Below are 17,678 nucleotides of genomic sequence, written 5' to 3'. Positions count from 1 at the left end.
AACCATGCAGGGCGCAGACGCCGCCGGCCCGGCCCCCGGGGGGGGGGGGGCCGGGCCGGCGGGTGCGGCTGGGTCCGTGGGGCTCAGAGCCCGTCGCGGTAGTGCTCGGTGCGCTCGACATTGCCGCCGGGACCGGCCTGCGGTCCGGGGGCGGGGGCCTCACGGTAGGTCACATCGCTGCGACGACGCCGCGAGGCGAGCGTGACGAAACCGAGGATGAGCGCGAGGACGCCCACGGCGAATGCGAGGATCGCTCCGACGAGGATGAGGAAGACTCCGACTCCGAATCCCATGACTGTCTTCTGACATTGGTGGTGCGGCGACTCGGACCCGGATCCGCGGACTCCGTGCCCGCGGAGAGGGCCGCCCCCGGCGGGGACAATGCGCCTTGATTAGCTGGTACGCCTTTCAAGTATCGACGACACCGGCCCTGCTGACAACAGACACACCGGCCACCTGCGGGAATGAGGCTGCCTCTGAGATCGCAGAGAACGGCGGTTTCGCGCTCAGGAACCTTCGAAAATTGAGTGTTCAGGGGCGGGAGGTGGAGAGAACCGTGTCGAGCCAGGCGCGCGCCTCGGCGAAGGAGGTGTCCGTGGTGCGCGGGTCGACGATCACCGTGTCCCCGGCCGCCGCGGGGTACGAGCCGAGGAACTGCATCCGCCGGGCCACCCGGTGCACGCCCATGAGCGCCTCGGCCATCCGCGCCTCCGCGATGTGCCCCTGGAGGTCGATCGAGAACTGGTAGAGGCCGAGCCCGTCCCCGGTGGGACGCGACTCGATGCGCGACATGTTGACCCCGCGTGCGGCGAACTGCTCGAGCAGCTCGAGGAGCGCGCCGGCCCGGTCGCTCGACAGCACCGCGACGATCGTCGTCTTGTCCGCCCCCGTAGGAGCGGGGAGGTCGGCCGGGGTGCGCACGAGCACGAACCGCGTGATCGCGTCCGCGCGGTCGCCGATCCCGGCGGCGAGGACCTCCAGCCCGTAGCGCTCGGCGGCGAGGGCCGGGCAGATCGCGGCCTGGTACTCAACGTCCCCGGCGGCGAGGTCGCGCGCGGCGGCCGCGGTGGAGGAGGCGGGCAGGAAGTGCGCGTTCCCGAGGTGTTCGGAGATCCACGTGCGCGTCTGCGCCTCCCCGTGCGGGTGGGTCGCGAAGCTGCGGATGTCGGACAGCTGCGTGCCCGGGCGCACCGCGAGGACGAAGGTCACCTGCACGAGGGTCTCCGCAACGATCTGCAGCTTCCCGTTGCGGGTGAGCGCGTCGAGCGTAGCCGGCACCCCACCCTCGAGCGAGTTCTCGATCGGCACGACAGCCCCGTCGAGCTCGCCGCGGGCCAGCCCGGCCAGCGCCGCCTCGGCGTTGTGCATGGGTACCCGCTCGGCGTCGGTGATGCCGCGCTCGTCGAGCAGCCGGATGAGGGCGGCCTCGGTGAAGGTCGCCTCCGGGCCGAGGTACCCGAACGCCGTCATGACGGGTTTCCGTTCCCGGCCCGCCGCCTCCGCAGCCGCCGGGTCAGCAGCGCCCGGGCGACGTCGCGGTACTGGGCGGCGCGGTGGAGCTGCGCCTTGAGGTCCTTGCCGGTGACCCGGTGGTGGAGGTCGCATTCGACCTCCTCGACGCGCAGCCCGGCGTTGATGACGTCGATCGTCATCCCGGTCTCCACGCCCCAGCCGGCCGCGAACGGCAGGGCAGCGTCGAAGGCCTCGCGGGTGAGGCAGCGCATCCCGGACAGCGGCTGGGTGGCGGTGAACCCGGCGAGCTCGCTGATGCCCCTGCGGGCGAGCCCGACGACGAACCCGAACCCGCCGCCGGTGCGCTTCTGCGGGGGCAGGATCGCGATCGTCATGTCGGCCCGTCCCGCGAGCACCGGTGCGGTGAGCGGGGCGGTGTTGACCGCGGAGTCCTCGAGGTCGCCGTCGATGAAGAGGAGCGCGCGGTGTCGCGGCCTCTCGCCGGGTCCGAGCCCGGAGATCTCCCGGTTGCGGACGGCGAACGCGCCGGTCATCATCGCCGCCGCCTTGCCCCGGTTCTTCCGGTGGGTGACGACCCGGGCGCCGGCCGCCGTGGCGAGCGCCCCGGTGTCGTCGCGCGATCCGTCGTCGACGACGATGACGAGGTCGACCCCGGGGATCTCCTGCGCCGAGGCGACGGTCGCGGCGATGCGCTCCGCCTCGTCCTTGGCGGGGATGATCGCGGCCACCGCGACGGGCGCCTCGGGCAGCGCTCCGACGGGAGCCGCCTCGGGCGCGGGTCCGGCGGTTTCCGGGTGCGCAGGCGTCATCAGCGGATCGTGAGCTGGCGGGAGACGACGCCGGCCTTGGCGCGCCGCTCCTCGTAGTCGAGGTTCCCGGACTCGTTCATCGCCTCGGTGAGCTGGGCGTCGAAGGTGCCGAGCGGTCCCTCGACCTCGTCGGGCTGGGTGCCGTCGGGCAGCTCCCACACGGGGATCACGATGCCGTGAGCGCGGAAGCAGCCGAGGTACTTGCCGATCCCGCCGAACGTGTTGTCGCCGCGCGCGTGGAGGCGGGCGAGGCCGTTCATCACGGTCTCCTCGCCGTCGGTGCGGGCCCAGCGGACGTAGATCCGCCCGCCCATCTCGGTCCAGTAGGCGGCTTCGGCGGAGACGAGCTTCTCCGTGGGGCTGATGTTCTCGTTCGCCTGCTCGAGGGCGGCGGTGATGTCCTCGTCCTGCTGCGCGGTGTCCTCCGGCAGCCAGTAGTCGAAGGTCTCGCTCACGCTCACGGAGAACGGGACGGAGGTGTCGAGGATGTCCTGCAGGCGCGGACCCTCGCCGGGGTCGGAGTCCGCCTGCTGGTAGGTGCCGGGTTCGGCGTCCTTGACGGAGAGGATCGCCGCGGCGATGTCGCGCGAGGGGTCCGGTGAGGAGAACGGGACCTGGAGGCCTGCCATGACGACGCCGTCGGCACGGTGGAGCGCCTGCCAGGCGGCGGGGAGGAGGGAGGCGAAGATGATCTCGTCACCGCCGTACTCCTCGGTGAGCTTCGCGGTCGCGGTCGCGGCGGGCACGAGCTCGCGCAGGCACACGAGGTCGGCCTCGAACGGCAGGCCCTCGAAGGGCCGCTGCACGAACGCCCCGGCCTGCGCCTTGGCCAGCCGCTTGGCGATGAGTTCTTCCTTGGACTTCTTGGACTTCTTACCCATGAGGTGCAGTCTACTGGGGCGAGTCAGTCCGACCGAGGCGACCCGGCGGAGTACTGCGCGGAGAGGCCCTCCCAGCCGACCTCCATCGCGTCCGCCCCGACGACCCGCTCGACGTCGACGCCGCGCAGCCGGAGGCTCAGCACGGCGAAGCACACGTGCCAGCCGGCGGCGGTCATCGCCGCCTCGGCGTCGGTGGCGAAGTCCTGCCCGAGGCCGAGGGTGCACCCGTCCGGGCGCTCGACGATCGTCCAGGTGACGAGGCCGCCACCCCAGCGGTGGCTGAGATGGTGGGGTGCGTCTGCGGTGATGACCGTCGCGTCGACGGGGTCGTCACCGGGGTTCTCGCGGGATTCTGCCGCACCGACGGAGTCGAGCGGCCGGTCCGGCACGATCGGCGACCACCGCGCGAGGAGCGCGGGGTCGGTGAGGTGGGCCCACACCTCGGCCGGGGAGGCGGCGAGCTCGAGGGTCTGGGCGAGCGCGAACCCCGGACCGGTGCGGTCCCCGGCCGTGATCAGCTCGGTGCGCAGCGGGAGCCCGTCGATCGCCTCGGCGACGCGGGTCCGGGTGGTGTCGGTGATCATGATGGGCCTTCCCTTCGACGACACCGCCAGCGTACCGGGCCGGGTCGCCAGGGAACCGCGCCCCCTCAGCCGCGGGTGACGGTCGTGCGCACCGGCACCGGGTTCTCGATGATGTCGAGGACGGGGCAGTTGGCGTCGACGGCGGCGCGCAGCACCTCGTAGCGCTCCTGGGTCTCCTCACCGCTGAGGGTGATTTGGATGCGGACCTCGGAGAAGCCCGGGCGCACCGAGTCGTCGGCACCGAGCAGGCGGGCGGCATCGAGATCGGCCTCGGCGGTGACGGCGATCTCGTCGAACGGGATGCCGAGAGTCTGGGCGTAGAGCCGGTAGACCACGACCTGGCAGCCGGCGAGCGCGCCGAGCACGTAGTCGACCGGGCTCGGCCCGGCGTCGTCCCCGGCGAGGGCCGCGGGTTCGTCGACGATGAACGCGTGCCGTCCGGCGCGCACGGTGGTCGCGACGGTGCCGACGCCGGCTGCGGTCGCGCGGCTGGTGAGGTGGGCGCTCGTGCGGTCGGCGGCGATGCGCTCGCTCCACTCCTGCCCGGCGCGGGTCAGGCGCTCGGCGCGCTCGGCGGCGGAGGTCGTGGGGACGGTGGTCGGGTGGGCCGTCTGGGCGGCCGGTGCTGTTGTCGTCATGGTGTGGATTCTCGCCGCCGAGGCGCGAGCGGGGTCGGAGTCCCGTCGTCTCCCGTCATCCGGCGTCACCGGATGTCATGTCCGGGCACGGCCGCTGCCGGCGGGGCGTGCTTCAGGGTGTGGGCGGTCTGACCGGGACCGGACGCACCGGTGGGCCCAGCCGGGTGTCGAATCGAGTGCTCGCCAACCGCCGCTCGGTGGCCGCCACGAGATCGAGGACTTCCGAGGCGATGTATGCGCGTCGGCGCTTGCCGATCGCTCGGGTCTCGAGGATTCCAGCGGCCTCGAGTTCGTCGAGCGCCTTGACCGCGGCTGCCGCGGTCACGTCATGGATCCGCTGCACGGTCGCCGGTGTGAGCACCGGCGACCCCGGAAGGTCCCGGAGCACGAGCGTCACGGCCGAATCGCTGCGCAGTCGGCGAGTCCTGCCTTCACGCCGGCGGTGCCCGTCCAGGCGCTCGTTCCACTGTCCGCGCAGCTCGTCGAGGTCCTCGGCGAAGCTCAGAGCCTGGATGCTCGCTTCGATCACCGCGTCGGCGAAGGTGGTGATCCACCGCTCCACGGCGTCGATGGCGTCGGAGGAACCGGGTGCACCGGCATGGCGGTAGGCGGTGAGCCCAGCGACGTACTCTCCGCTGAGCGTCGACAGCACGAGGCTGACCGGCAGCACTGCCCCGGAGGTCAGTCCGCGCCGGGCGAGCACCGTGTGGATGAGAGCACGTCCCACTCGACCGTTGCCGTCGGCGAAGGGATGGATCGTCTCGAACTGCGCATGGACGAGCGCCGCCTGGATGACCGGGGAGTGAGCCGCCCCGTTGAGGTAGGTGACCCAATCGTCGAGCAGTCCGTGCACGCGCTGCGGCGCAGGGGGCACGAAGTCGGCGTCGAGCGGGTGACGGCCCGACCCGCCGATCCAGTTCTGGCGCGTCCGCACCCCGTGCATCCGGTGTGCATCCGGGAGCAGCGCGCGCTGCAGGCTGACCACGTCGTCGATCTGCACCGTCGGTGCGGCGACGAGAGCCGTGGTCGCGGACTTCACGATCGTCATATTGTTCGCGACGAGCTGCGCCTGCTCGCTGATCCCCGAGACATCCTCGGACAGACCGAGCTCCGCGAGCGCGACGTTCCGCGGATTCGGCGCGATCCCCTCGATGCGCGAGGAAGCAATCGCCTCCGAGCGCAGCAGGTACCGCGAGACTCCGGCCAGGTCCGCTCCCGCGCGCCGGTCGAGCCGGCGCACGGCCTGTTCGGCCTCGGCCACACGTGCGTCGACCTCGCGACCGAGGACGAGCGGCATGCCCACGAGCGTGTCGGGCAGGTAGGTGCGGAAGCTCCCGGTCTTCCGGTCGCGCCGCGAGATGCCCGAAGTCTCAGCGGCGACCCATTCGGCCGACTCCCAGATTCCCACGTAGCTCCTAAAGTGAACGTTCGACCCCTACTTGTTGAGTTTAAGCCTTAAAGTAAGCAACCAAAAGGTCGCAGACCGGCAGACCGCCCCCGCGCCCACCATCTGTTCCGCCCCGTCACAGCTCCGGCTGGGACCTCAGGTACCGCCCGAAGTGGGGCACGGTGAAGGCGATGCGGCCGCGCTCGGCGGAGAACACGAGGCCCTTCTTGATGAGGCCGTCGCGCGCTGGGGACAGCGACTGCGGTTTGCGGCCGAGGTGCTCGGCGAGGTCCTTCGTCGCGACCCCTGTCGGATCCGGCGAGGCACCCTCGCGGACCTCGAGATCGGCGAGCCCCTTCATGTACTCCCGCTCGGCCGGGGTTGCCCGCTCGTAGCGGGAACCGAAGAAGCCGACGGCGAGCTCGTTCTGCGCCGCGGGTGCGGCGACGGTGATGTCCTCGGCGGTGATCGGGGACTTCGGGGCGACGTCCCAGGCCGCCTTGCCGTAGGCCTGCACGAAGTAGGGGTACCCGTCGGTCGCCTCGTAGAGGGCGGCGAGCGCCTCGGCGGTGAAGTCCGCGCCCTCGTCGAGCGCCGGGGTGCGCAGTGCACGATCCGCCTGCTCCCGGTCGAGCCGGTCGATGCGCCGGTAGTGGAACAGCCGCTCGGAGTACGACTTCGACGCCGAGAGCACCGCCGGCAGGTGCGGCAGCCCGGCGCCGACGACGACGAACGGCAGTCCGAGCTGGGAGATCTCGTGGCAGGCGGCGCACAGCGCGGACACGTCGGCCGGCTGCACGTCCTGCATCTCGTCGATGAAGATCGCCACCCCCTTGCCGCCGTCCTGCGCGAGCCCGGCGATGTCGGTGAACAGCTCGACGAGGTCGATCTCGATGTCACCGGAGTCCGCGCGTCCGGTCACCGCCGGGGCGTCGATGCCCGGCTGCCACTTGTCGCGGAGCTTGGCGTCGGCACCGGCGCTGCGCTGGGCGAAGGCCTTGAGGATGCCGAGGACGTGGTTGCGGGAGTCCTCGTCGCGGATCCCGAGCTCGCGCACCGCCTGGTGGAGTGCGGCGGACAGCGGCCGGCGCAGCTCGGAGTCCGGGCGCGCCTCGATCTTGCCGGTCCCCCACCGGGACCGCACCGCCGAGGAGCGCAGGCTGTTGAGGAGCACCGTCTTGCCGACGCCGCGCAATCCGGTGAGCACGAGGGAGCGTTCGGGCCGGCCGCGGGCGATCCGCTCGAGCACGACCTGGAACATGTCGAGCTCGGTGTCGCGGCCGGCGAGCTCCGGCGGGCGCTGGCCGGCGCCGGGTGCGTAGGGGTTGCGAATCGGGTCCATGGCCTCACGGTACCGGCCTCTAGCCCGCTCTAGCCCCAGCGACATACGAGGCCGGGCCCTCCGGATGCGGCTGCTCCGCGGACGGGCCTCCCTCCCTGGACGGGCCTCCCTCCCTGGATGCAGCTGTTTCTCCGAACTGCAACCCGAGATCGCTGTCTCAGCCGGGATCGCCGGAGATTCGATCGCTCGGGAGAGAAACGCTCGCATCGACGGGCTCGACGAGTGGTGCCGGGGCGAGGCGATACTGTGGCGGGCATGGCGATCCTCTACCCCGGACTGCACAACGATGCGGTCAAGAAGCGGCACGTGCGCTGGGCGCAGACCCTCGTCGATGCCGGATTCTCCTTCGACCTCCTCGTCGACGAGGAGCGCGAGGAGACCGCCGCGCTCATCCGCGGGGCGACCGGCGCCGCAGGGTCGAGACCCGCCGAACCGACGGAATCTGCCGAACCGACGGCACCGACGGGACCCACTCCCGCCGAGCCCGCCGAACCGACGGACCCCGCCCCCGGCGCACCGCCGTCCGCGCCCACCGGCTTCGCGCTCGAGTCGCAGGACACGGGGCTCGTCGTCCGCGACGCCTCCGGCACCCTCGTCGGCGCCCTCGTCCTCACCGCGGTGAGCTACGACAACGGCACCGCGCTCTTCGTCCGGGCACTCGCCACGGCACCGGTGTTCCGCTCCCGCGGGATCGCAACCGTGCTGCTCGGGCTCGCCCCGCAGGTGCTCGGCCAGGCCGGACTGCCCACCCGTGCCCTGCTCACCGGCGCCGCTCCCGAGGCGCTCGCCGGGTTCGTCCACCGCGCCGGGTTCGTCGTCCTCGAGGCCGGGGACGAACCGCCCTTCACCTTCGGCGAGATCGAGGACGAGCTGCTCGCCTCCTCGGCGACGGCCCCGGACGACCGCTGCTGGTTCTTCAAAGAGGTCGCATGACCCGGTTGCTGTCCACCGCCACGGCGGGGGCGCACTGATGCCCGAGGGCCATACGATCCACCGCCTCGCCTCGGCGTTCGAGGACGGGTTCCTCGGCGCCCGGCTCGCCCTGTCGAGCCCGCAGGGCCGGTTCGCCGCCGGCGCCGCCCGGCTCACCGGACAGATCCTCGTGAGCGCAGAGGCCGTGGGCAAGCATCTGTTCCTCGGCTTCGCCCCGGAGGAGCGTGCGCTCGATGACGGCACGCCGGACTCCTACGTCCACGTCCACCTGGGCCTCTACGGCTCGTGGACCTTCGCCGGGGACGAATCGTTCTCCCGGGTCCACGCGATCGGCGCCCCGCGCCGGCGCCTCGGCGAGCAGGAGAGCACCCCGGGCGCCGGCTCCGGGCCCGCGGACCAGCAGTCGTGGCAGCACCTCGCCCCCGGGGAGAACGTCCGGCTGCGGGTCGTCGGCCCGCACGGGCTCGCCGACCTCACCGGGCCGACCGCCTGCGCCGTGCTCGAACCCGCCGAGCGGCAGGCGATCATCGACCGCCTGGGACCCGACCCGCTGCGCGCCGATGCGGACCCGCGCGTGTTCGTCGAACGGGTGCGGCGGTCGCGGACGGCGATCGGCACCCAGCTGATGAATCAGGCCGTGGTCGCCGGGATCGGCAACATCTACCGCGCCGAGCTCCTGTTCCGCGCCCGCCTGGACCCGTTCGTGCCCGGCACCGAGCTCACCGCGGGGATCGTGCGCGGCCTGTGGGACGACCTCGTGCCGCTCATCGGCTACGGCGCGCGCACCGGGCGGATCGTCACCACCGAGCCCGAGCACCGCGACATCCACCCGATCATCCGGGAGCGCTCGCGCGGCACCCGGCAGAACGGGGACGACGACCCAGATGTCGTCCCGCGCGAGAAGTCCTTCTACGTCTACCACCGGCAGGGGCTGCCCTGCCGCCTGTGCGACACCCCGGTGCGCGACGCGACCGTCTCAGGCCGCGCCGTCTACTGGTGCCCCCGCTGCCAGACCGCGCGGAAGCGCCGCGCCTCCTGGGACCGCGGGACCTGGTTGGACTGAGCGCACCGGCTCGACCGAGCGCAACGACACGACCGAACGCACCGGAGTGGGAATAGACCCGGCCGGTCGGCCGTTGGTCCACTCGGCCCCACCCGCCGGTCATCCGCACGGCCCGGCCCCGGATCCGAGGCACCCCGCCGCCGCGCATCACCGGCGCACCCCACCCATCTGCCCCACCCGTCACCCCACCCGCGCGCGTCGATCGATGTGCGCGTCGCCCCCGGAGGAGGATCCATGGCCGCCCGCCTCGCCGTGTTCGCGCTCGCGATCGGCGCCTTCGGCATCGGCACCGCAGAGTTCGCCACCATGGGTCTGCTCCCGCAGATCGCCGCCGGCTTCGACGCGAGCCTGCCCGAAGCCGGCCACGCGGTCTCGCTCTACGCGCTCGGCGTGGTCGTCGGCGCGCCGCTCATCACGGTGCTCGGGGCGAAGGTGGACCGGCGGCGGCTGCTGCTCGGCCTCATGGTCGTCTTCGTCCTCGGGAGCATCGGTTCCACGCTCGCGCCGAGCCTCGGCGCGCTGCTCGGATCGCGGTTCCTCACCGGCCTGCCGCACGGCGCGTTCCTCGGTGTCGCCGGGATCGTCGCCGCGTCGCTGGCGCGCCCGGAGCGCCGGGGCACCGCGATGGCCCGGGTGATGCTCGGGCTCACCGTGTCGAACATCGTCGGCGTCCCCGCCGCGGCTGCCCTCGGAGCAGCGTTCGGCTGGCGCGTCGCCTACGCCCTCGTGGCCGCGATCGGCCTCGTCACCCTGCTCGCGATCCTCGCCCTCGTCCCCACCACCGCACCCGCGGCCGCCCCGTCGATGCGCGGAGAGCTCCGCACCCTCAAGCGCCGGCAGGTGATCCTCACACTCATCGCGGGCTCCGTGGGCTTCGGCGGGATGTTCGCCGTCTACACCTACATCGCGCCGACGATGACGGATCTCACTGGCATCCCCGCGGCGGGCGTCCCCTGGGTGCTCGTGTGCTTCGGCGTCGGGATGACCGCCGGCTCGCTCATCGTCGGGCCGCTCGTCGACCGCTCGATCGAGCGCACCGCGCTGCTCGGGATCGGCGGCCTCGGCATCGTCCTCCTCACCTTCGGCGCGTTAGCGCACTTCGTCTGGGCCGCGATCGCGTGCGTGGCGCTGCTCGGCATCTGCGGATCGATCTTCACCACCGCGCTCCAGGTCCGGCTGCTCCGCGACTCCCGCGACGCCCCCTCCCTCGCCGCGGCCATGAATCACGCCGCCTTCAACCTCGCGAACGCCATCGGGGCGTTCCTCGGCGGCGTCGTCATCGATGCCGGCCTGGGACTGCGCGCGCCGGCGCTCACCGGTGCCGGACTCACCGCCATCGGCCTGGTGGTGACCGCGGCGGCGGTGGTCACCCACGCACGGTCCCGCAGCCGCTCGGTCATCGACCTCTCCGGGCCGGGCTCCCCGTCGGCGGGCACACCGGCCGCCGGCACCTCGACTGCGGACGCCCCGGCCGGCCGCACCCCGGCAGCGGGCGCCTCGACCGGTCGCGCCCCGGCTCCGGGCGCCGGAGATCCCCGCGGGTCCGCGCCCGCCGATTGACGCGGGGGCCACCCATGGGTGAAGGTAGTAAACAATCGTTCGAACCGTGTTCAAAGGCTGAGCCCGGTCCACGACACCCCCATCGCACCGGGAACAGAGGAGAGTCATGACCCGTCGATTCGAGAACACCGTCGCCATCGTCACCGGAGCCTCGCGCGGCATCGGCCTGGGCATCGCCCAGCGCCTCGTCGACGAGGGCGCCAAGGTCGCCATCACCGCCCGCGGCCAGGAGGCACTCGACACCGCCGTCGAGGCGCTCGGCGGCCCCGAGCACGCGCTCGCCGTCGCCGGCAAGGCCGACCGGCCCGAGCACCAGGACGAGGTCATCGCGAAGGTCACCGAGACCTTCGGCCCCATCGACATCCTCGTCAACAACACCGGCATCAACCCGGTCTACGGACCCATGATCGATCTCGACCTCGGCGCGGCCCGCAAGGTGTTCGAGGTCAACGACATGTCCGCTCTGTCGTGGACCCAGAAGGTCTACCGGGCGTCCTTCGCCGAGCGCGGCGGTCGCGTGCTCAACGTCGCCTCCGTCGCCGGCCTCGGCCAGCCGGAGAACATCGGCTTCTACGGCTCCTCGAAGGCCATGCTCATCCACATCACCAGGCAGCTCGCGATGGAGCTCGGCCCGGACGTGCGCGTCAACGCCGTGGCACCGGCCGTCGTCAAGACGAAATTCGCCGAGGCGCTCTACGCGAAGGACGAGGAGGGCGTGGCCGCCGGCTACCCGATGAAGCGCCTGGGCACCCCGGAGGACATCGCGGCCGCCGCGGCGTTCCTCCTGTCCGAGGAGGCGAGCTGGATCACCGGCCAGGTCCTCGTGCTCGACGGCGGCAAGGGCCTCATCGGCGGGGTGTGACACCGCCCGGACCCCGCAACGGCCACCGCGAAGGCCGCCTCACCGATGGGTGGGGCGGCCCTTCTCGTGCTCCGATTCCGCTCCCCGGTCACGGGAACCGCTAGCGTGGAGCCATCATGTCTCTCCTCCGCACGATCGCCCTGGCCACCGCAGCGATGTCCACCGCCGTGCTGGGCGGGTGCGCGCTCGGCGGCGACCGGGCCCCGGAGGACCTCGACCTGTCGCTGTACACGGCGGCGCTGATCGGCTCCGCGGTGGAGAGCGCCGAAGGCGGATCCGAGTACTCCCTGCTCACGGTCCGGCCGGACGGCTCGCTCGACCGCTTCGATCTGGGCAGGGACGACGCCGAGCTCGAGGTGCAGGGCGAGAGCCTAGTGCTCCGCAGCGGCCGGATCGTCACCCGGTACGGGACGGACCCGGTGACCGAGCGGCTGGGGAGCTTCGGCGACGGCGGGGGCGGCCACCTGCTCGGTCGGGAGGATTCGACGACGGTCGTCCGTGCGGGAGGGAAGGGCACCGAGGTCGTCGAGATCGGCGACACCGGGGTCACCACCCGCGCCGAGATCGATGGCAGGCCGGTGGCGTCGGCCGTCTGCGGTGGCACCACAGCGGTGCTCACCGGGTCGGACTCCAGTGATGACGACGGGCATCTCTGGACAGTCCGCGAGGGCAGGGCCGAGCAGCTCGACGCGCCCATCGAACCGGGGATCCTCGAGGGCCGCACCGGGGACCACCCCTGCATCGACGGGACGATGGTCCTCACCGAGCGCGTCCACCCCGACGAGGGTCTGGAGCACGGAATCCGACTCCGCGCGATCGACACCGCCGACGGCACAGTCACGGAGCGCGTGGTCGACTCCGCCGGCGACGGGTTCCTCGGCTGGGGCGAACCGCGCGGAGCAGTCGGAGGCGGGACCGGCGGCGCGGTCGTCTGGCTCGACCAGACCGGAGCGTTCGAGCAGGTGCCGATCGACGCGATCGACGGCAGCCCGGAGCCGGTGGCGGCCCGCATGCTCGACGGCGACTTCACCCCGGACACCGTTCACGGCGCCTGGATCGACGGCACCGAGGCGGTGATCGTCCACCACGCGGAATCCGTCGCGCAGCGCGACGCCGGCTCCCCGGTCCCGCAGCTCGAGTTCGTCGACCTCACCGACCCCGGGTCGAGCACCCGCCTGACGGTGTTCGAGGAGCTCTCCGACTTCACCTTCCGCGGCGAGAACGCTCTCGTCCTCGACGCCGTCCGGTTACCCTGACGGGCTCGCAGCGCCTGCGATGACCGCGAGGATCGCCTCGCCGTACTCGGCACGCTTCTTCAGGCCCACCCCGCTCACGGTGCCGAGCGCACCGATCGAGGTCGGCCGGGCTTCGACGATGCCGACGAGCGTGGCGTCGGAGAACACCATGTAGGGCGGGATCTTCTTCTCCCGCGCGGTCTCCGTGCGCCAGTCGCGCAGCGCCTCGAACAGCTCCCTATCCGCACCCTCCAGCCCGTCCGCCGCCGAGGCGCGGGCCCCTCCCGCACCGCTCGCACTGCGGGAGCGGCGGGACGCCCGGGCCGGCTCCGGGTCGTCGCGCAGATGCACGATCTCCTCCCCGCGCAGCACCCCGGTGGCGCGGGGTCCGGGCACCAGCACGTTGTACTCACCGGCCGCGGCGACGATGTCGGCGGCCATGAGCTGCCGGATGACGGTCCGCCACTGCTTCTCGGACAGCTCCGCGCCCACGCCCCAGACGCTGAGCTCCTCGTGCCGGGACTGCGCGGAGCGCGGGTTGTCGCGGCCGAGCAGCACGTCGATGACCTGGCCGGAGCCGAACTGCTGGCCGCGTTCGCGGTCGAGCCGGATGAGCGCGGACAGGAGCTTCTGCGCGGCGATCGTCGCCTCCCAGGTGCGCGGCGGGTTCAGGCAGGTGTCGCAGTTGCCGCACGGCTCGGACTCCTGTCCGAAGTAGCGCAGCAGCTGGACGCGGCGGCAGTCGACGGTCTCGCACAGGGCGAGCATCGCGTCGAGGTGGGCGCGCTGGCTGCGCTGGAACTCTGCCGAGCCCTCCCCGGAGTCGATGAGCCGCCGCTGGTTGACGACGTCGCCGAGCCCGTAGGCCATCCAGGCGGTCGCGGCGAGGCCGTCACGCCCGGCTCGCCCGGTCTCCTGGTAGTAGCCCTCGATCGATTTCGGCAGGTCGAGGTGGGCGACGAACCGGACGTCGGGTTTGTCGATGCCCATCCCGAACGCGATCGTCGCGACCATGACGATGCCGTCCTCGTGGAGGAACCGCGCCTGGTTCGCCGCGCGGTCGGCGGCGTCCATGCCCGCGTGGTAGGGCAGGGCCGGGATCCCGCGGGCGTCGAGCGCCTGCGCGACGGCGTCGACGCTCTTGCGCGACAGGCAGTAGACGATCCCGGCCTCGCCGGAGTGCTCACCGGCGATGAAGTCCATGAGCTGCTTGCGCGCCTGGTCCTTGGGCACGATCCGGTACTGGATGTTCGGCCGGTCGAAGCTCGACACGAAGTGCCGGGCCCGGCCCATCCGGAGGCGCTCGGTGAGCTCCTCGTGGGTGGCGCGGGTGGCGGTCGCGGTGAGCGCGATCCTCGGGATCTGCGGGAACTCCTCGGCGAGGAGGGACAGCCCCAGGTAGTCGCGCCGGAAGTCGTGCCCCCATTGGGAGACGCAGTGGGCCTCGTCGATGGCGAACAGCGACACGTGCCCGCGCCGGAGCAGGGCGCGGGTGCGTTCGAGGACGAGCCGCTCCGGGGCCATGTAGAGGAGGTCGAGCTCGCCGGCCTCGAACGCCGCCTCGACGGCGCGCGCCTCGTCGACGTCGAGCGAGGAGTTGAGGAACGCCGCCCGGATGCCGAGCGATTCGAGCGCCGCGACCTGGTCGGCCATGAGGGCGATGAGCGGGGAGACGACGATCCCGGTGCCCGGGCGCAGCAGCGAGGGGATCTGGTAGCACAGCGACTTGCCGCCGCCGGTGGGCATGAGGACGACCGCGTCCCCACCGCCGGCGACGTGGTCGATGATCGCACCCTGGTCGCCGCGGAAGGAGTCGTAGCCGAAGACCTCGGAGAGGATCCGCAGCGCCTCCGGGGAGCCGGCGGGAGCCGAGTCCGACTCGCCGGGCCCTCCCCCGGGCGGGTCGTCCACCGTCACCCAGGCGCCCGCCGACTCCCCCGCACCCGCTCCCGGGTCACCAGGCGCGGGGTCATCGGTGGACATCGTGTCCGCGTCGGACATGACAGACTCGCCGGGCACCTCGGGTTCACCGACGGCCGTCGGCGGTGCCTGTTCGAAGGGTGGTGCTGGGGTGGGGTGGGGGTGCGCGGCCTCGTCCATGCTTCCAGCCTACGGGTCGCCGCGGACACCCCGCGGGGAGGGCGCAGCCGACCCGCGTCCCGGCACCCCGAGCCGCCCGGCTCAGACGGGTTCGCGCGCCGGTTCGACCTGCCCTGCGGGGCCGCCGATCACCGTGGTGAGCAGCGCGACGAGCGCGACGACCGAGGCGCCGGCGTACAGGAGCACCGGCGCACCGAGCGGGTAGATCAGCGCGGCCCAGGCGTATCCCGTGGCCATCCCCATGAAGCGGGAGGTGTTGTGGATCCCGAAGGCCATGGAGTTCTTCGCCGCGAGCGAGCGCGAGATCGCGTACGCCGCGATGCTCTGCCCGGCATTGAGCCCGGCGCCGATGAGCAGGAGGAGCACGATGACGACCGCGACCTGGACCGCGGCGGAGTCGGACTCGCGCGAGGTCCACCAGCCGAGCACGAGCGGCGCGAGGATGAGGACCCCGAGCCCCATCTCGATCACGGTGCGCATCGAGAGCTTCGCCGACAGCCACGAGGTGAGTCGGCCCGACACCGCCATCGCGAAGGCCATCGCGAACACCACGAGGCCCACCGGGCCCGGTGTCAGGCCCAGCCGCTCGCCCAGGTAGAGCGGCAGGCTGACCAGGCACACCCCCATGATGAACATCGTCGAGCCCGCCGACACGGTGCCGCGGATGTAGCGCTTCTCGAGGAGCGAGCGCGGCTCGAACAGGGTCTCCGGGTAGCGCGTGGCGAGCACGACGTAGACAACGAGGCCGAGCGAGGCGATGATCGCCACGACGGCCTCGGCGAGCGGGTCCGCGCGCTGCCCGACGAGGGTGACGAGGAGGACCGAGGCCCCCATCGCGATCATCAGCACCGCCATCCCGATGCCGTGGATGGGCGCCTGCCGCCCGCGCACCTTGGGCACGGCGACGACGATGACGACGGCGAGGAGAAGGCACAGGGAGGCCTGCAGGATGAACACGGCGCGCCAGCCGAAGATCTCCGAGACCACGCCGCCGACCGGCGGTCCGACGGCCTGGCCGACACCGATCGCTGAGGCCCACGCCGCCATCGCGGCCTGGCCCTTCGACGGCCACAGCGCGACGAGGGCGCGCTGCACACCGGGCGGGAAGGTCGAGCACGCGATCCCCTGCACCACCCGGAGCACGATGAGCATCTCGAGGTTGACCGAGAATGCGGCGAGGGCCTGCGCGACGATCATGATCGCGAGTCCTCCGAGCACGATCCGCACGGTGCCGAAGCGATCGCACAGCCACCCGGTGAAGGGCACGAAGATCACCATCGATACGGTGAAGGCCGACACCGCGAGCACCGTCTGACTGTCGGTCGCCCCGAAATCCTGCTGGATCCGGTGGAGGGGGGCGTTGATGACGTTGCCCGACAGCGCACCGACCGTGGTGGTGCCGAGCATCGCGACGTAGGCGAGCCGGCCGGGCTCGACCTGCTTCGCCTGCTTCTCCGGCACGCGCTCCGGTCCCGGCCCGCGCCCCTGTGCGGGATCGCGTTCCGGGACCGGGTGCGGTCCTGCGGCGTCGGTCACGCCCTTCAGGCCTCGGCGGGTCGCTGCGGTGCGGCCTCGTCGGGGCGGGTGTAGTCCTCGTTCAACCAGGCGCGCACGAGCTCGGTGTCCTGCCCGAGCGCGGGCGGGGCGAGGTCGTAGACGACCGGGGACTTCGACAGCGAGATCGGGTTGCGCACGGTGGGGATCGTACGGTCCCCGGTGCTCACCTCGACGATGGGTTCGAGACCGATCCGCTCGGCGAGCTGCACGCCCTGCTCGATCGAGTTGATCGGGGCGCACGGCAGGCCGGCAGCGGTGAGCAGCTCGTACCACTCCTGCGCGGTGCGGTGGGACAGCGCCTCGATGAGCAGCGGTTCGAGCGCCTTGCGGTTGCTGTTGCGCGGGAAGGCGGTGGCGAAGCGCTCGTCGGTGAGCCATTCGGGGCGCTCGACGGCGTTCGCGAGCACCGCGAACTGGCGGTCGTTGCCGCAGGCGACGATGAGGTCGCCCTCCTGCGTGGGCATCGGCTGGTACGGGTAGAGGCTCGGGTGCTCGTTGCCCATGCGGTGCGGCACGACGCCGCCGGCCACGTAGGCGGAGGTCTGGTTGACGAGGCCGGACAGCGCCGAGGACAGGAGGTTGGTGTCGACCTTCTGCCCCTCCCCGGTGCGGTTGCGGTGCTGGAGGGCGGCGAGGATGCCGATCGTCGTGTGGAGGCCGGTGATGACGTCGAACACCGCCACGCCGCCGCGGTAGGGAGGACCGTCGGCGTCGCCGGTCAGGCTCATGAATCCGGAGAGACCCTGGACGAGCAGGTCGTAGCCGGGCTGCGGGTTGTTCGGCCCGAAGCCGGTGACGGAGGAGTAGATGACGTCCGGGTTGCTCCGTGCGACGGTCGCGTGGTCGAGCCCGAACTTCTCCAGCCCGCCGGGCTTGAAGTTCTCGACGATGACATCGGCGCGCCGGGCGAGCTCACGGGCGAGCGCGAGGTCCTCCTCCTTGCGGAAGTCGAGCACGACGTCGGTCTTGTTCCGGTTGACCGACAAGTAGTAGGTCGCGTCGTCCTCGCGCACCGGCGGCTTCCACAGCCGGGTGTCGTCGCCGCCGGGGCTCTCGACCTTGATCACCGTCGCGCCGAGGTCGGCGAGCAGCATCGTCGCGTAGGGGCCGGCGAGCACACGGCCGAAATCGGCGACGATGATCCCGGAGAGGGGGCCGTTACCGGTGCGCGAGAAGCGCTCGCGCAGGTCCTGCGCCTTGCTGTCCTGAGCCGTGGTGTCCACGTGTCTCCTCCTGTTGCCACCCGCCGGTGGT

At 72.1% G+C, this 17,678-nt stretch carries 16 protein-coding genes; 5 read left to right on the top strand and 11 right to left on the bottom strand.

Features of this window, described 5'->3' with window-relative positions:
- Positions 1 to 83: 83 nt before the first annotated feature.
- The 8 genes from FDF13_RS05090 to FDF13_RS05055 all read right to left on the bottom strand — a co-directional run bounded on the left by FDF13_RS05090 (position 84) and on the right by FDF13_RS05055 (position 7,114).
- Entirely contained in the window at positions 84 to 293 is a 210-nt protein-coding gene (locus FDF13_RS05090; RefSeq protein ID WP_137318717.1) for a hypothetical protein, read from the bottom strand.
- Between the two features lie 238 nt (positions 294 to 531).
- Positions 532 to 1,470, bottom strand: a complete 939-nt coding sequence (gene pheA / locus FDF13_RS05085) for a prephenate dehydratase (RefSeq protein ID WP_137318716.1) — start codon at positions 1,468 to 1,470, stop codon at positions 532 to 534.
- A complete protein-coding gene (locus tag FDF13_RS05080) occupies positions 1,467 to 2,282 on the bottom strand; it encodes a glycosyltransferase (protein ID WP_137318715.1) in 816 nt (271 codons plus the stop codon). The genes pheA and FDF13_RS05080 overlap by 4 nt, the downstream gene beginning before the upstream one ends.
- Positions 2,282 to 3,163 (bottom strand): DUF5926 family protein, encoded by an 882-nt coding sequence (locus FDF13_RS05075; RefSeq protein WP_137318714.1) that lies wholly within the window; start codon positions 3,161 to 3,163, stop codon positions 2,282 to 2,284. Before FDF13_RS05075 ends, FDF13_RS05080 begins: the two co-directional genes overlap by 1 nt.
- A 23-nt stretch (positions 3,164 to 3,186) precedes the next feature.
- The gene (locus tag FDF13_RS05070) at positions 3,187 to 3,747 is read right to left on the bottom strand and encodes an SRPBCC family protein (protein WP_137318713.1); all 561 of its coding nucleotides are present in this window, start codon (positions 3,745 to 3,747) and stop codon (positions 3,187 to 3,189) included.
- A gap of 65 nt (positions 3,748 to 3,812) precedes the next feature.
- Complete coding sequence (locus FDF13_RS05065) at positions 3,813 to 4,385, bottom strand: OsmC family protein (RefSeq protein WP_137318712.1); 573 nt, start codon at positions 4,383 to 4,385, stop codon at positions 3,813 to 3,815.
- A gap of 112 nt (positions 4,386 to 4,497) precedes the next feature.
- The gene (locus FDF13_RS05060; protein WP_254668919.1) at positions 4,498 to 5,793 is read right to left on the bottom strand and encodes a Fic family protein; all 1,296 of its coding nucleotides are present in this window, start codon (positions 5,791 to 5,793) and stop codon (positions 4,498 to 4,500) included.
- A 115-nt stretch (positions 5,794 to 5,908) separates the two neighbouring features.
- Positions 5,909 to 7,114 carry an ATP-binding protein gene (locus FDF13_RS05055; protein WP_137318711.1) on the bottom strand — a complete coding sequence of 402 codons (1,206 nt, stop codon included), beginning with the start codon at positions 7,112 to 7,114 and terminating at the stop codon, positions 5,909 to 5,911.
- Positions 7,115 to 7,369: 255 nt separating this feature from the next.
- Between FDF13_RS05055 and FDF13_RS05050 the strand changes: the two genes are divergently transcribed.
- The 5 genes from FDF13_RS05050 to FDF13_RS05030 all read left to right on the top strand — a co-directional run bounded on the left by FDF13_RS05050 (position 7,370) and on the right by FDF13_RS05030 (position 12,788).
- Positions 7,370 to 8,047 carry a GNAT family N-acetyltransferase gene (locus tag FDF13_RS05050; protein WP_175406866.1) on the top strand — a complete coding sequence of 226 codons (678 nt, stop codon included), beginning with the start codon at positions 7,370 to 7,372 and terminating at the stop codon, positions 8,045 to 8,047.
- A gap of 37 nt (positions 8,048 to 8,084) precedes the next feature.
- Positions 8,085 to 9,110 (top strand): Fpg/Nei family DNA glycosylase, encoded by a 1,026-nt coding sequence (locus FDF13_RS05045; protein ID WP_137318709.1) that lies wholly within the window; start codon positions 8,085 to 8,087, stop codon positions 9,108 to 9,110.
- 234 nt (positions 9,111 to 9,344) lie between these two features.
- Positions 9,345 to 10,670, top strand: coding sequence for an MFS transporter (locus tag FDF13_RS05040; RefSeq protein ID WP_137318708.1), 1,326 nt, complete (start codon positions 9,345 to 9,347; stop codon positions 10,668 to 10,670).
- Positions 10,671 to 10,776: 106 nt separating this feature from the next.
- On the top strand, positions 10,777 to 11,532 hold the full coding sequence (locus FDF13_RS05035) for an SDR family oxidoreductase (RefSeq protein ID WP_137318707.1): 756 nt from the start codon (positions 10,777 to 10,779) through the stop codon (positions 11,530 to 11,532).
- A gap of 116 nt (positions 11,533 to 11,648) precedes the next feature.
- On the top strand, positions 11,649 to 12,788 hold the full coding sequence (locus tag FDF13_RS05030) for a hypothetical protein (protein ID WP_137318706.1): 1,140 nt from the start codon (positions 11,649 to 11,651) through the stop codon (positions 12,786 to 12,788).
- Here FDF13_RS05030 and recQ read toward each other — a convergent pair.
- The 3 genes from recQ to FDF13_RS05015 form a co-directional block, all read right to left on the bottom strand.
- The gene (gene recQ, locus FDF13_RS05025) at positions 12,780 to 14,867 is read right to left on the bottom strand and encodes a DNA helicase RecQ (protein ID WP_254668918.1); all 2,088 of its coding nucleotides are present in this window, start codon (positions 14,865 to 14,867) and stop codon (positions 12,780 to 12,782) included. The two genes, FDF13_RS05030 and recQ, sit on opposite strands and share 9 nt — an antisense overlap.
- An 81-nt stretch (positions 14,868 to 14,948) precedes the next feature.
- Entirely contained in the window at positions 14,949 to 16,403 is a 1,455-nt protein-coding gene (locus FDF13_RS05020) for an MFS transporter (RefSeq protein WP_137318705.1), read from the bottom strand.
- A gap of 5 nt (positions 16,404 to 16,408) precedes the next feature.
- On the bottom strand, positions 16,409 to 17,647 hold the full coding sequence (locus FDF13_RS05015; RefSeq protein ID WP_137318704.1) for a CaiB/BaiF CoA-transferase family protein: 1,239 nt from the start codon (positions 17,645 to 17,647) through the stop codon (positions 16,409 to 16,411).
- Positions 17,648 to 17,678 lie beyond the last annotated feature (31 nt).

It is taken from the genome of Brevibacterium sp. CS2 (assembly GCF_005280295.1).
In the GTDB taxonomy this organism is placed as follows: Bacteria; Actinomycetota; Actinomycetes; order Actinomycetales; family Brevibacteriaceae; genus Brevibacterium; species Brevibacterium pityocampae.
This window is presented reverse-complemented; position numbering and strand designations above follow the sequence as displayed.

Excerpts from the sequence above, each read along its gene's own strand:
- FDF13_RS05090 (WP_137318717.1), bottom strand. The coding sequence starts at position 293 with ATGGGATTCGGAGTCGGAGTCTTCCTCATCCTCGTCGGAGCGATCCTC.
- pheA (WP_137318716.1), bottom strand. The coding sequence starts at position 1,470 with ATGACGGCGTTCGGGTACCTCGGCCCGGAGGCGACCTTCACCGAGGCC.
- FDF13_RS05080 (WP_137318715.1), bottom strand. The coding sequence starts at position 2,282 with ATGACGCCTGCGCACCCGGAAACCGCCGGACCCGCGCCCGAGGCGGCT.
- FDF13_RS05075 (WP_137318714.1), bottom strand. The coding sequence starts at position 3,163 with ATGGGTAAGAAGTCCAAGAAGTCCAAGGAAGAACTCATCGCCAAGCGG.
- FDF13_RS05070 (WP_137318713.1), bottom strand. The coding sequence starts at position 3,747 with ATGATCACCGACACCACCCGGACCCGCGTCGCCGAGGCGATCGACGGG.
- FDF13_RS05065 (WP_137318712.1), bottom strand. The coding sequence starts at position 4,385 with ATGACGACAACAGCACCGGCCGCCCAGACGGCCCACCCGACCACCGTC.
- FDF13_RS05055 (WP_137318711.1), bottom strand. The coding sequence starts at position 7,114 with ATGGACCCGATTCGCAACCCCTACGCACCCGGCGCCGGCCAGCGCCCG.
- FDF13_RS05050 (WP_175406866.1), top strand. The coding sequence starts at position 7,370 with ATGGCGATCCTCTACCCCGGACTGCACAACGATGCGGTCAAGAAGCGG.
- FDF13_RS05045 (WP_137318709.1), top strand. The coding sequence starts at position 8,085 with ATGCCCGAGGGCCATACGATCCACCGCCTCGCCTCGGCGTTCGAGGAC.
- FDF13_RS05040 (WP_137318708.1), top strand. The coding sequence starts at position 9,345 with ATGGCCGCCCGCCTCGCCGTGTTCGCGCTCGCGATCGGCGCCTTCGGC.
- FDF13_RS05035 (WP_137318707.1), top strand. The coding sequence starts at position 10,777 with ATGACCCGTCGATTCGAGAACACCGTCGCCATCGTCACCGGAGCCTCG.
- FDF13_RS05030 (WP_137318706.1), top strand. The coding sequence starts at position 11,649 with ATGTCTCTCCTCCGCACGATCGCCCTGGCCACCGCAGCGATGTCCACC.
- recQ (WP_254668918.1), bottom strand. The coding sequence starts at position 14,867 with ATGGACGAGGCCGCGCACCCCCACCCCACCCCAGCACCACCCTTCGAA.